This is a genomic window from Blastococcus saxobsidens DD2, assembly GCF_000284015.1.
In the GTDB taxonomy this organism is placed as follows: Bacteria; Actinomycetota; Actinomycetes; order Mycobacteriales; family Geodermatophilaceae; genus Blastococcus; species Blastococcus saxobsidens_A.
On sequence record NC_016943.1, the window covers coordinates 2502804 to 2515644 of the forward strand.

A 12841-nucleotide genomic window follows, 5' to 3' on the forward strand; every position below is an offset into this window, starting at 1 on the left:
CCCTCACGCCCGCCACGAGCATGCGAGCGGCGAGGGGGACACCGGTCCTTCGACTAGCCTCTGGCACGGGAGTGCAGGGGCTGGAGGGAACGTGACGTCGTCGAGCGGGCCGTCGGCTCCCGCACCCGTACCCGGCGCCGGGACGCCCCCCGCGGGAACCGGCCGGGATGCGCTGCCGGACCGCATCTGGACGGTGCCGAACGCGCTGTCGGTGCTCCGGCTGCTGGGCGTCCCGCTGTTCCTGTGGCTGCTGCTCGGCCCGGAGGAGGACGGCTGGGCCGTCGTCGTCCTCATGGTCTCCGGCTTCACCGACTGGGCCGACGGCAAGATCGCCCGGTCGATGGACCAGGGCAGCCGTCTGGGCGTCCTCCTGGATCCCGCGGCGGACCGCCTCTACATCGTCTCGACGCTGGTGGCGCTGGCCCTGCGCGACGTCGTGCCGGTCTGGATGATGGCGCTGCTCCTGGGCCGGGAGGTCGTCCTCGGCGTCATGCTGCTGGTCCTGCGGGCTCACGGCTGGCCGCCGCTGCAGGTGCACTACCTGGGCAAGGCGGCCACGCTGCTGCTGCTCTACGCCTTCCCGGGTCTCCTGCTGGCCGACGGCGACGGGCTCCTGGCGACCCTCGCCGCGCCGTTCGCCTGGGCCCTCGCCATCTGGGGCACCGCGCTGTACCTGCTCGCGGGGGTCTTCTACGTCATCCAGGTGGTCGGACTGCTGGCCGCCGAGCGGTCGGCGGGCCGCGGACGCCGGTCGTGACCGGCCGACGACCCGCGGGCGGCGTGCGGTCGCTGGGCGCCTCGCTGCTCGACGACGTCCTCGCCGAGACGCTGGACCCGGCGTACGCCCAGGCGGCCGCCGCGCGGGACGCCCGCGGGGAACCGCCGCGCCGCCGGCGCGGGCGGGTGCTGATCGCCTTGACGATGGCCGTGGCCGGCCTGCTCGCCGCGGTCACGTACGACCAGGCCGCCGACCGGGCGCAGGGCCGGCAGGAGATCCGCGCCGCCTTGGTGCGCGACATCCAGCAGGCGTCGTCGGTCAGCGACGAACTGGTCGACCAGCTCGCCGAGTTCCGGACCGAGGTGAGCCGGACCAGCGACGAGCTGCTCGACGCCACCGTGGTGGGGCAGCGGGCACGGGACGCCCTGGCACGGGCCGAGCAGGGCACCGCGGCCGTCGCCGTCACCGGCCCCGGGCTGCTCGTCACCCTGGCCAATGCCGAGGCGGAGGCCGACGACGACCTCGTGGGCGGCGGTTCGGCGGTGGTCGACCCCCTCGGCCGGGTCCAGGACGGGGACCTGCAGCGGGTGGTCAACGCCCTCTGGGCCGCCGGCGCGGAGGCGATCAGCATCAACGGCCAGCGGCTGGGGCCCACCAGCGCCATCCGCTTCGCCGGAGAGGCGGTCCTGGTCAACTTCCGGCCGGTCACCGACCCGTACGAGATCAGTGCCGTCGGCGACCCGGACGAGCTCGCCAACGCCTTCCTCCTCAACCCGCAGGTCCAGGCCCTGGCCGAGGACTCGCTCAACTTCGGGCTCCGTTTCGACTTCGCCAAGGAGGACGAGCTGTCCCTGCCCGCCGCCAGCCCGCCCGAGCTCCGCTCCGCCGAACCGGTCGGTCCCCGCGCGGCCACCGGTGCCGACCCCACCCCCGGAGGCTGACGCCGTGATCCCCATCCTCGGACTGGCGGCAGGCGTCCTCCTGGGGCTGCTGTTCGACCCCACGGTCCCGCTCTGGCTGCAGCCCTACCTGCCGATCGCCGTGGTCGCCGCGCTGGACGCGGTGTTCGGCGGCTTCCGCGCCCGGCTCGACGGCATCTTCGACGCCAAGGTCTTCGTCATCTCGTTCGTCTCCAACGTCGTGGTCGCCGCGCTCATCGTCTTCCTCGGCGACCAGCTCGGGGTCGGCGCCCAGCTGTCGACGGCGGTCGTCGTCGTGCTCGGCATCCGCATCTTCGGCAACGCCGCGGCCATCCGGCGGCACGTCTTCCGGGCATGACCGACGCCGAGCGGTCCGACGCCCCGGCGCCTGCCGACGATGCGGTCGGCGGGGCTCCTCCCGGGGAGCCGCCGGCCACCGCGACGGTGCGGCGGCGGGGCCGTGACCCGCTGGCCGCTGCGCTGATCGGCGTCCTGACCCTGCTGCTGGGTTTCGCGCTCGCCGTCCAGGTCCGCAACGCGGACGAGGCGCAGATGCTCGCCGGTGCACGGGAGGAGGACCTCGTGCGCATCCTCGACGAGCTCGACAGCCGGGAGGACCGGCTGCGGTCCCAGCTGGCCGACCAGCGGGCGGCCCTGCGGGAGCTGACCGGCTCCGACAGCCGGACGGCCACGGCCCTGCAGGAGGCGCGCCGCCGGGCCGAGACCCTGGGGATCCTGGGCGGCACGCTGCCGGCGCAGGGACCCGGACTGACCCTCATTGTCCGGGACCCCTCGGACGAGGTCGGGGTCTCCGACATCATCGACATCGTCCAGGAACTGCGTGGCGCCGGCGCCGAGACGATGCAGATCGACGGCGTCCGCATCGGGCTGTCCAGCGCCGTCACGGGGCGGCCCGGTGCGCTCCGGGTCGACGGCACACCGCTGCGGGCGCCCTACGAGTTCGTCGTCCTGGGGGAGCCGCAGAACATGGAGACGGCCATGTTCATCCCCGGCGGCATCGTCCAGAGCATCGAGCGGGTGGGCGGCACCGTGGAGATCACCCAGTCGCCCGCGCTGGTCGTGGACGCGTTGCGGCCGCTTGACCGCCCTCAATACGCTGCGCCCGACACCGGCGACTGATCGAGGACCTCCCTGCCCCACCGCTCGCACGCTCGCGGCGGCCCCTGCAGGCAGGCCGTAGCACCCATTGGAGACGCATCACATGGCAACACCGGACGACCGCCGCTACACCGACCAGCACGAGTGGGCGCTGGTGCAGGGCACCGACGGCACGTCGCCCGTCGTCCGGGTCGGGATCACCGACCACGCCCAGGACGCGCTGGGCGACATCGTCTTCGTCCAGCTGCCCGAGGTGGGTGCGGAGGTGGCCCCCGGGACGGCCATCGGCGAGGTCGAGTCGACGAAGTCCGTCTCCGACATCTATGCCCCCGTGAAGGGCGTGGTCGCGGCGGTGAACGAGCGGCTCACCGACGCGCCGGAGACCATCAACGCCGATCCGTACGGCGCGGGCTGGCTGGTCGACATCGCGGTCCCGGTGGAGGTCGGCGACCCGATCGGCCTGCTGCTCGACGCGGCCGCCTACCAGGCGCTGATCGAGGGCTCGTAGCCGGGGCCGCCGGGAGGCTGCTCCCGGCGTCGCTCACTATGATCGCGCTGGTACCGGGAACGGCGGAGGACCTGCGGAGAAACCGCCCGCCCCGGCTCCGCCCGTCCGGTTGACCCTCGGGCCGACCGGCTGGTTCCATGACCCACGGTCCGCCGCCCTCCCGCGGCGGTCGTCCCACGGCGGGCCGTCCGGCCCACCGTCCGCCGGCCGCCCGCGGCCCGTTCGAGGCCCCGCGGCGGGCCCCTCGTACCGGAGGAGACGCAACGTGCACTGCACTCGATGTGGCCACGAGAACCCCGAGGGCAGTCGCTTCTGCGCGCAGTGCGGTGCGGCGCTCGCCCCCGAGCGGATCGGCGAGGCGACCAGCGTGATCCCCAAGGTCGGTGGCGAGGACTCCGGCGACCAGCCGGAGGTCACCGACGGCGCGGATGCACACGCCGGCGCCGTCGAGTCGCTGCCGGCGGGTTCGGCGCTCCTGGTGGTCAAGCGCGGCCCCAACGCGGGCAGCCGCTTCCTGCTCGACCAGGACGTCACGACGGCCGGCCGGCACCCCGACAGCGACATCTTCCTCGACGACGTGACGGTCAGCCGCCGGCACGTCGAGTTCCACCGCGAGGGCGGCGGTTTCTCGGTGCACGACGTCGGCAGCCTGAACGGCACCTACGTCAACCGTGAGCCCGTCGACGTCGCCACCCTGGCCGGTGGGGACGAGGTGCAGATCGGCAAGTTCCGGCTCGTGTACCTGACCGGCCCGCGCACGGGCGAGCCGGCCGCTCGCTAGTGCACCGTCCGGCGATCTTCCGCAGGTCGGGACCGCGGCCCGGGATCCCGCGACGGGGTCCCGGCGGGGAAGGGGCGTGACCGCCGTGCCCGAGCGCGAGCGTGCGCTCGGGGACGCCGGCGACCAGCACGCGCCACGCCTGACCATCGGCGAGGTGCTGGCTGTTCTTCGCGACGACTTCCCCGACGTGACGATCAGCAAGATCCGCTACCTGGAGTCCGAGGACCTGGTCCACCCGCAGCGGACCCCGTCGGGGTACCGCAAGTTCTCGCGGGCCGACGTCAGCCGGCTGCGATACGTGCTCACCGCCCAGCGGGACCACTACCTGCCGCTGCGGGTGATCAAGGACCACCTCGATGCGCTCGACCGGGGGGAGCCGCTGCCCGGGTCCACCAGCGGGTCGGCGCCCCTGCCGCCGGCGTCCACGGACGAGGGCTCCGCGGCCCCGCTGACCGCGGAGCAGTTCGCCCGGGCTGCGGGCCTCGAGCCGGACCAGCTGGCCGACTGCGTGCAGTTCGGGCTGCTGTCCACCGACGCGCAGGGCCGGCACCCGGCCACCGACCTGCCGATCGCACGTGCCGCGGCGGGCCTCGCCCGGCACGGCATCGAGCCGCGGCACCTGCGGGTGTACCGGTCCGCGGTGGAACGCGAGGCCGGGCTGGTGGAGCAGCTGGTGGCGCCGGTCCTCCGCGCCCGATCCGACGAGGCGCGCACCCGCGCGACCGAGAAGCTCGCCGAACTCGCGGCGCTGTCGGCGCAGCTGCACACCGCCTTGCTCGAGACGCGCCTGCGCGACTTCCTGCGCCCCTGACGCGGCGTACCGTGGAGCCGTCGCCGGCCGCGCCGATCGACGCACCGACCCGTCACCGGCCGCCCGATCACCACCGTCCCGCCCGATCCCCGGGCCGCAGCCGAGGGAGCCGCACCGTGCAGGAGCTTCGAGTCGTCGGCGTCCGCGTCGAACTGCCCGGCAACCAGCCGATCCTGCTCCTGAAGGAGACGCAGGGTGAGCGCTACCTGCCGATCTGGATCGGTGCGGTGGAGGCGGCCGCGATCGCGTTCGAGCAGCAGGGTGTGCGCCCGGCCCGCCCCATGACGCACGACCTGCTCCGCGAGGTGGTCCGGACGCTGGGTGCGGAGCTGGAGGCGGTCAACATCACCGAGATGCGGGACGGCATCTACATCGCCGAGCTGGTGTTCGGCGACGACCGGATCGTCAGCGCCCGCCCGTCGGACGCGGTGGCCCTCGCGGTGCGGACCGGGGCGCCGATCTTCGGCGCCGACGACCTCCTCGACGAGGCGGGGATCGAGATCCCCGACGAACAGGAGGACGAGGTCGAGAAGTTCCGCGAGTTCCTCGACCAGATCTCCCCGGAGGACTTCGGGGCCGGTTCCGGCTCCGGCGGTGGCCCGGCGACCTGAGCCCATCAGGTTCCTATCGGCAGGTACCGCCGCGACATCACCCGAAATGGGGCGGGTGTGGCGACACGCCGCCCCGCTCAGTTGACCGCCCTCCCGGCCCGGCTTACCGTCGGCGAACAACAACGGTGTGACACCTGAGAACAACGGGTGACGATCCGTCGACCTGCCGCAGGCGTGGCGGGACAGAGGAGGACGCTGGACGTGAGCGACCAGAGCAACGGCTCGCAGGGTCAGCTGTTCAGCGACGCCGCCGTCGGAGCCCCCGCGTACGACGAGGTCGACACCGACCTCGTCGGCTACCGGGGCCCGACCGCCTGCGCCGCTGCCGGGATCACCTACCGCCAGCTGGACTACTGGGCCCGCACCGGCCTGGTCGCCCCCTCGGTGCGCAGCGCCACCGGGTCGGGCACCCAGCGGCTCTACTCGTTCCGCGACATCCTGGTGCTGAAGGTCGTCAAGCGGTTGCTGGACACCGGTGTCTCGCTGCAGAACATCCGCAAGGCCGTCGACCACCTCCGCCAGCGCGGGGTGAAGGAGCTGGCCAACGTCACGCTGTTCTCCGACGGCGCGACGGTCTACGAGTGCACCTCCGCCGAGGAGGTCGTCGACCTGCTCGCCGGCGGTCAGGGCGTCTTCGGCATCGCCGTCTCCGGGGCCCTGCGCGAGCTTTCCGGCGAGCTGGCCGAGCTGCCGGCCGAGCGGATCGACGGTGGGCAGGTCGTCCCGTCCGACGACGAGCTGTCGATGCGCCGTCGCCGCCGCGCCATGTGATCTGTCGTCCTCCGGACGACAACCGCGGCCAGGTGCCGTCCCAACCTGCGCTGAGCCCTTTCCGTCCCTCCTCGGGGGACCCTCCGGGCCCCCGCTCGTCGGGACCGCTTCGCGAGGTGCATCCCGTCCACTCCTCGGGGGACCCTCCGGGCCCCCGCTCGTCGGGACCTCGCACGCCTCAGCCGTCCCGGAGGTCGCCGGCTGCACTGGTAGCGTCGCAGCAGTGAGCGACCGCGCCGCGCAGCCCCGGGTCACGCAGGGCGGCGACGCCCCTCCGCCGCTGGCCGGGCCGCTTCCTCCGCTGACGTCGCTGGACCCCGCCGGTTCCTTCGCCGGCCGCCACATCGGCCCCCGACCCGCGGACACCGCCGCGATGCTCGAGGTGGTCGGTCACCCGTCCCTGGACGCGCTGGTGGACGCCTGCGTCCCCGAGGGCGTCCGGGACCGCGAGCCACTCGCCCTCCCACCGGCCCAGGGCGAGGCGGCCGTCCTGGCGCTGCTGCGCGAGCGCGCCGCGGCCAACGAGGTCTTCACCTCGATGATCGGCCTGGGCTACCACGGCACGGTGACCCCGCCGGTCATCCAGCGCACGGTGCTGGAGAACCCGGCCTGGTACACCGCCTACACGCCCTACCAGCCCGAGATCAGCCAGGGTCGGCTCGAGGCGCTGATCAACTTCCAGACGACGGTCGCCGACCTCACCGGTCTCCCGGTCGCCGGCGCCTCGATGCTCGACGAGGCGACCGCCGCGGCCGAGGCCATGACACTGGTCCGACGCGCCGGCCGCGCGAAGGCGGAGGCGGTCTTCGTCGTCGACGCCGACACCCTCCCCCAGACCCTCGGCGTCCTGCAGACCCGCGCCGAGCCCCTCGGCATCCGGCTGCACGTCGCCGACCTGACCGACGGCTGGCCCACCGACCTGCCCGAGGCAGGTGCTTTCGGCGTCCTGCTGTCCTACCCCGGGGCCAGCGGCGCGGTCCGCGACCACCGGGCCCTGGCCGCCGCGGCGCACGAGGCGGGCGCCTCGGTCGTCGTCGCGGCCGATCTGCTGGCGCTCACGCTGCTGGAGGCGCCGGGGGAGTGGGGGGCCGACGTCGCCTGCGGCACGACGCAGCGCTTCGGCGTCCCGATGGGCTACGGCGGCCCGCACGCCGGCTACCTGTCGGTGCGCGAGGGGCTGGCCCGGCAGCTGCCCGGCCGGCTGGTCGGCGTCTCCGTGGACGCCGACGGCGACGTCGCCTACCGGCTGGCGCTGCAGACCCGTGAGCAGCACATCCGCCGGGAGAAGGCGACCAGCAACATCTGCACCGCGCAGGTCCTGCTGGCCGTGATGGCCGGCGCCTACGCCGTCTACCACGGGCCCGAGGGGCTGGCCGCGATCGCCGCCCGGGTGCACCGCAGCGCCACGACCCTGGCGGGCTGGCTGCGGTCGGGCGGGCTCGAGCTGGTGCACGACCGCTTCTTCGACACCATCGAGGTGCGGGTTCCGGGACGAGCCCGTGAGGTGCTGGCCGCCGCGGCGCAGCGCCGGATCAACCTGCGCCCGGTCGACGCCGACACGGTCGCCGTCGCCTGTGACGAGACGACGACGCCGGCGATCCTGCGGGCCGTCGCCGCCTCGTTCGGAATCGCCGCCGACGACGCATCGCTCGACGACGGCGGTCTGGCCGGATGGGGCGACGACGGAGCGCTGCCCCCGGAGCTGCGCCGCCGGACGCCGTTCCTCACCCACCCGGTGTTCTCCGCGCACCGCTCGGAGACGGCGATGCTGCGCTACCTGCGCTCGCTGAGCGACAAGGACCTGGCGCTGGACCGCACGATGATCCCGCTGGGCTCCTGCACGATGAAGCTCAACGCGGCCGCGGAGATGGCCGCCATCACCTGGCCGGAGTTCGCGGACCTGCACCCGTTCGTGCCGGCCGAGCAGGCCCGCGGCTACGCCCGGCTGATCGAGGAACTGTGCGCCGGGCTGGCGGAGATCACCGGCTACGCCTCGGTCAGCGTGCAGCCCAACGCCGGGTCGCAGGGCGAGTTCGCCGGACTGCTCGCGATCCGCGGCTACCACCGGTCCCGGGGTGAGGACGAGCGCGACGTCTGCCTGATCCCGAGTTCCGCGCACGGCACCAACGCCGCCAGCGCCGTCATGGCCGGCATGCGGGTGGTCGTGGTGGCGTGCGACGAGGCGGGCAACGTCGACCTGGCCGAGCTGCGGTCGAAGGTCGCCCAGCACGCCGGGCGGCTGGCCGCGCTGATGATCACCTACCCGTCGACCCACGGCGTGTTCGAGACCGACATCCAGGACATCTGCGCGGCCGTCCACGACGCCGGCGGCCAGGTGTACGTCGACGGGGCGAACCTGAACGCGATGGTGGGGCTCGCCCGGCCCGGCCGGTTCGGGTCCGACGTCAGCCACCTGAACCTGCACAAGACGTTCTGCATCCCGCACGGCGGCGGTGGGCCCGGGGTCGGCCCGGTCGCCGTCCGGGAGCACCTGGTGCCGTTCCTCCCCGGCCACCCGGTCGTGGACACCGGCGCCTCCGGCCCGGTCGTGTCCGCCGCTCCCTGGGGGTCGGCGGGCATCCTGCCCATCTCCTGGGCGTACCTGCGGCTGATGGGGCCCGACGGGCTGACCAGGGCCACCGAGCACGCGATCCTGGCGGCGAACTACCTCGCCGCCCGGCTGCGCGAGCACTACCCGGTGCTCTACACGGGCACGAACGGGCTGGTGGCCCACGAGTGCATCCTCGACATCCGGCCGCTCACCAGGGCCACCGGCGTCACCAACGACGACATCGCCAAGCGGCTGATCGACTTCGGGTTCCACGCGCCGACGATGAGCTTCCCGGTCGCCGGCACGCTGATGGTCGAGCCGACCGAGAGCGAGGACAAGGCCGAGCTCGACCGGTTCGTCGAGGCGATGGTGGCCATCCGCGGTGAGATCGAGAAGGTGGCCACCGGCGAGTACGACCGCACCGACAACCCGCTGCGCAACGCGCCGCACACCCTGGCCATGGTGGCGGGGGAGTGGGACCGGCCGTACCCGCGCAGCACCGCGGTCCACCCGGTGCCGCGGTTGAAGGACCGCGGCTACCTCAGCCCGGTGCGCCGCATCGACCAGGCCTACGGCGACCGCAACCTGGTCTGCTCGTGCCCGCCGCCGGAGGCGTTCGCCGACCCGGAGCCGCAGGAGGTGGCCGGCCGCACCGCGGGTGCGCCGGACGATCTGGGCACGGTGGCCGACGTGGTCGGCGCCCGGAACTGAGGGAGGCCGTTCACCGGCACGCCGGCCGTCGCCACCGCATCGAGCAGGCGGCGCGGCGGGCGGTGGGGGAGCGGGCCCCGAAGGGGCCCTCGCTCAGGCGCTGACCGGCTGGGGGGCCAGCCAGACGTGGTGGTCGGCGACGGCGCGGCCGTCGGGCAGCAGGGCGCCGTCGTCGTCGAAGAGCACGACGCCGTTGCAGAGCAGCCGCCAGCCCTGCTCGGGGTGGCTGCTCACTACAGCGGCCAGGTCACGGGTATCGCTGGCGGGCTCGGGGCAGGGGGTGCGGTGGGTGCACATGGCGGTCACTTCCGTTTCGCCGGGAGGAAGCCGGCAGTCACCGGTGGTACGCATCCGATTACCGGACTCTCCCTCAGTGTCGGCACGACCGGGGCCCAGGTCACGTGATGCAGGTCACCGAATCACCCGTAGGGGTCGTCAGGTCCTGCCATGGTGCTCCGCGGCGGCGCATGGGTGACGCCGTGCGAGCGGCGTCTCCCCGGGCATCACAGCTTGCGGAGCAGGACCCGCCGCACCGAGTGGTCCGCGGACTTCTGCAGCACCAGCCGCGCCCGGGAGCGGGTCGGTGCGATGTTGTCCCGCAGGTTCGGCCCGTTCACCGCGGCCCAGATGTCCAGCGCCGTCTCGTGGGCCTGCTCGTCGGTGAGCGCGCCGAAGCGGTGGAAGTAGGCGGCGCGGTTCTGGAACGCGGTCCGCCGCAGCGCCAGGAAACGCTCGACGTACCAGCGTTGGATGTCTGCCTCGGCGGCGTCGACGTAGACGGAGAAGTCGAAGAAGTCCGACAGGAAGATGTCGGGAGCCGATCCGTCGGTGCGCCGGCCGGCCTGGAGGACGTTGAGCCCCTCCAGCACGAGGATGTCCGGCCGGTCGACCGCCTGCACCTGCCCGGGCACGATGTCGTAGGACTGGTGGTCGTACACCGGCGCGAACACCTCCTCCCGGCCGGACTTCACGTCGGCCAGGAAGCGCAGCAGGGCCCGGCGGTCGTAGCTCTCCGGGAAGCCCTTGCGCCCGAGCAGGCCACGCTCCTCCAGCACCGCGTTGGGCAGCAGGAAGCCGTCGGTGGTGATCAGGTCGACCCGGTGGGCGCCCGGGGTCGCCGCGAGCAGGGTCTGCAGGAGGCGGGCCGTGGTGCTCTTGCCGACGGCGACGCTGCCGGCGACGGCGATGACGAAGGGAACCTTGGCCGTGGTGTCGCCGAGGAAGTCGCTCTGCGCTGCCCACAGGCGGCGGCTGGCGGCGACGTGCAGGCTCAGCAGCCGGGCCAGCGGGAGGTAGACCGTGGCCACCTCGTCGAGGTCGATGCGATCACCGAGGGAGGCCAGGTCGTCCAGGTCGGCGGCGTCCAGCGGCAGGCTGGACCCGGCCGCGAGCGCCCGCCACGAGTCGCGGTCGAACACCGCGTAGGGCGAGATGGAGCCACGCGTCCCAGCCGTCACAGGGCCCATCGTGCCGTCCCACCCGGGAGCGACCTGCGCGCGGGTCACCCTCGGGGGTGGGCAGGGCCCGCTGGAGCGCCGGCGCAGCACCCGGCCGGGACGGCACCCGTCTAGGGTCGTCGGCGTGCCTTCCCACCCGGGGCTGCTCGAGTGCATCGAGCGGTACTTCGCCGCTGCACCGTTGCCGGACGCGCGGATCGAGACGGCCGGGGCGCTCGACGTCCCGATCGCCGATCCGGCCTGGCCCTTCCCGGCCCGCCCCCGACGGGACGGCGATCCGGTCACCGTCGACGACATCCGCGCCGCCGTCGCGCTGCAGCAGGCCGCCGGCCTCCCGGCCGCCCTGGAATGGGTGCCCGAGTGCGCCCCGGAGGTCGGCGCCGCCGCCCGGGCCGCCGGGATGACGGTGGAGGAGCTGCCGCTGCTGGTGGCCGACGACCCGGTCGACGTGGTGCTCCCGGCGGGGGTCCGGCTGTTCCTGGTGGGCGGGGACGACCCCGAGCTGCCGCACTACCAGCAGGTGGCCACGCTCGCGTTCGCTCACCCGGGCGGTGCGGCCGACGTCGAGGAGGTGCTGCTCGACGACTCGGCCGAGGCCGCGCGACGCACCGCCGTGCTGCGGGAGCGGATCGCCGACGGTCGCACCGTCATGATCGTCGCCATCGAGCACGGCAAGCCGGTCGCGGTGGGCTGGCACCAGCCGGTCGACATCGACGGGACCGAGGTCAGCGAGATCGTGGGTATCGCGACCCTGCCGAGGCTCCGCGGGCGGGGCCTGGGCGCCGGCATCGCCTCCGCGCTGGCCGCGCACGCCCGGGAGACTGCCGACCTGGTGTTCCTGGTGGCTGGTGACGACGACGTCGCGCGGGTCTACGAGCGGATCGGGTTCGCCCGCATCGCCACCACCGGCGTCGCCGAGCTGCAGGCGCCGGGGGAGTGACCCGGCCGGCGGCTCACCTGTCGCCGGGGGTCTCGATGCCGGCGGCGATCGCCGCCCCGGCCGCGGTGAGGGCCCTGCGCGCGGCGCCGTAGTCCACGGACCGCGGGGCCTCGCTGAGCAGCACGACCACCCGGGAGCCGACCACGGCGACCGAGTGCAGATGCCGCTGGCCGTCGACGCAGCACATCCACCCCTGCTTCACGGCCGGATCGCCCGGGAGCGTGCCGAACAGGCCGAACCGCTGGTCGAAGCCGTCGGCGGCCCGGGGTGTCGTCCCCCGCATCCAGCCCAGCAGCGTCCTCGCGTCGTCCGGGTGGGCGACCACCGGTAGCAACGCGAGGAACCGGGCCACGTCCTGCGCCGTCGTGACCGCCTGCCCCCACTGGCCGGGGATCTCAGCCGGCGGAGGGCCGGTGCCCGCCAGGTCGTAGCGCTCAGCCACGTCGCGCACCATCTGCGGGCCGTCGAACCACACCCACAGACGAGAGGCCGCCGGATCGTCCGACCGTCGGATCATGTCGCGCAGCAGGTCGGACTCGTCGGCCGTGAGCTCGATCGAGCCCTCGCGCGCCCGGGTGAGGATGTCCTCGGCCATGAACAGCTTGACCATCGATGCGGTCGGGAACGGCCGGCTGCTCACCGGGCCGTTGTCGGAGCCGTACGCGGCCCGGCGGGCCGCGCGTGCCTCGACAGCGCGGATGCTGCCCTCGGTGGCACGAGAGTGCTGGCGGGCGACCACGACGGCGAGTGTGCCGGACCGCCCGTAGTCGCGCACCGCGTCGGCCACGAGGCTGTCCGGAGGCCGGCCGCCGGCCGTGGCGCGCCCAGGGGCGGCCGGCAGCAGGGCGAGCAGGTGGACACCGGTCAGCAGGACCGCGAGCAGCGCGATCCTCGCGGACCGGGATCGGCGTGACGCAACTGGATGTGGCACTCCGGACTTCTA

14 protein-coding genes are annotated in these 12841 nt (G+C 73.9%); 11 read left to right on the forward strand and 3 right to left on the reverse strand.

Going from position 1 to position 12841, the window contains the following annotated elements; genetic code table 11:
- The first annotated feature begins 91 nt into the window (after positions 1 to 91).
- The 10 genes from BLASA_RS11820 to gcvP all read left to right on the forward strand — a co-directional run bounded on the left by BLASA_RS11820 (position 92) and on the right by gcvP (position 9501).
- Positions 92 to 757, forward strand: coding sequence for a CDP-alcohol phosphatidyltransferase family protein (locus tag BLASA_RS11820; RefSeq protein ID WP_166486536.1), 666 nt, complete (start codon positions 92 to 94; stop codon positions 755 to 757).
- Positions 754 to 1659, forward strand: coding sequence for a DUF881 domain-containing protein (locus BLASA_RS11825; RefSeq protein ID WP_041775730.1), 906 nt, complete (start codon positions 754 to 756; stop codon positions 1657 to 1659). The genes BLASA_RS11820 and BLASA_RS11825 overlap by 4 nt, the downstream gene beginning before the upstream one ends.
- Before the next feature lie 4 nt (positions 1660 to 1663).
- Positions 1664 to 1996, forward strand: a complete 333-nt coding sequence (locus BLASA_RS11830; protein WP_041775731.1) for a small basic family protein — start codon at positions 1664 to 1666, stop codon at positions 1994 to 1996.
- Positions 1993 to 2778, forward strand: coding sequence for a DUF881 domain-containing protein (locus tag BLASA_RS11835; protein WP_014376378.1), 786 nt, complete (start codon positions 1993 to 1995; stop codon positions 2776 to 2778). The genes BLASA_RS11830 and BLASA_RS11835 overlap by 4 nt, the downstream gene beginning before the upstream one ends.
- Positions 2779 to 2860: 82 nt before the next feature.
- The gene (gcvH, locus tag BLASA_RS11840; RefSeq protein ID WP_014376379.1) at positions 2861 to 3265 is read left to right on the forward strand and encodes a glycine cleavage system protein GcvH; all 405 of its coding nucleotides are present in this window, start codon (positions 2861 to 2863) and stop codon (positions 3263 to 3265) included.
- A 265-nt stretch (positions 3266 to 3530) separates the two neighbouring features.
- Positions 3531 to 4046, forward strand: coding sequence for an FHA domain-containing protein (locus tag BLASA_RS11845; RefSeq protein ID WP_014376380.1), 516 nt, complete (start codon positions 3531 to 3533; stop codon positions 4044 to 4046).
- A gap of 76 nt (positions 4047 to 4122) precedes the next feature.
- Positions 4123 to 4857 (forward strand): MerR family transcriptional regulator, encoded by a 735-nt coding sequence (locus BLASA_RS11850; protein WP_014376381.1) that lies wholly within the window; start codon positions 4123 to 4125, stop codon positions 4855 to 4857.
- A gap of 116 nt (positions 4858 to 4973) precedes the next feature.
- Positions 4974 to 5468, forward strand: coding sequence for a bifunctional nuclease family protein (locus BLASA_RS11855; RefSeq protein WP_014376382.1), 495 nt, complete (start codon positions 4974 to 4976; stop codon positions 5466 to 5468).
- A 234-nt stretch (positions 5469 to 5702) separates the two neighbouring features.
- Positions 5703 to 6239 carry a MerR family transcriptional regulator gene (locus BLASA_RS11860; RefSeq protein ID WP_051005171.1) on the forward strand — a complete coding sequence of 179 codons (537 nt, stop codon included), beginning with the start codon at positions 5703 to 5705 and terminating at the stop codon, positions 6237 to 6239.
- Between the two features lie 223 nt (positions 6240 to 6462).
- Entirely contained in the window at positions 6463 to 9501 is a 3039-nt protein-coding gene (gcvP, locus tag BLASA_RS11865; RefSeq protein ID WP_014376384.1) for an aminomethyl-transferring glycine dehydrogenase, read from the forward strand.
- Between the two features lie 93 nt (positions 9502 to 9594).
- Here gcvP and BLASA_RS11870 read toward each other — a convergent pair whose 3' ends face one another.
- Complete coding sequence (locus BLASA_RS11870) at positions 9595 to 9798, reverse strand: DUF5999 family protein (RefSeq protein WP_041776431.1); 204 nt, start codon at positions 9796 to 9798, stop codon at positions 9595 to 9597.
- Positions 9799 to 10004: 206 nt separating this feature from the next.
- Complete coding sequence (gene coaA / locus BLASA_RS11875) at positions 10005 to 10967, reverse strand: type I pantothenate kinase (protein WP_051005173.1); 963 nt, start codon at positions 10965 to 10967, stop codon at positions 10005 to 10007.
- Positions 10968 to 11082: 115 nt separating this feature from the next.
- Here coaA and BLASA_RS11880 point away from each other — a divergent pair, with 115 nt between their 5' ends.
- Positions 11083 to 11898 carry a GNAT family N-acetyltransferase gene (locus BLASA_RS11880; RefSeq protein ID WP_014376387.1) on the forward strand — a complete coding sequence of 272 codons (816 nt, stop codon included), beginning with the start codon at positions 11083 to 11085 and terminating at the stop codon, positions 11896 to 11898.
- Positions 11899 to 11911: 13 nt separating this feature from the next.
- Here BLASA_RS11880 and BLASA_RS11885 read toward each other — a convergent pair whose 3' ends face one another.
- On the reverse strand, positions 11912 to 12829 hold the full coding sequence (locus BLASA_RS11885; protein WP_014376388.1) for an LppW family protein: 918 nt from the start codon (positions 12827 to 12829) through the stop codon (positions 11912 to 11914).
- Positions 12830 to 12841: the final 12 nt, after the last annotated feature.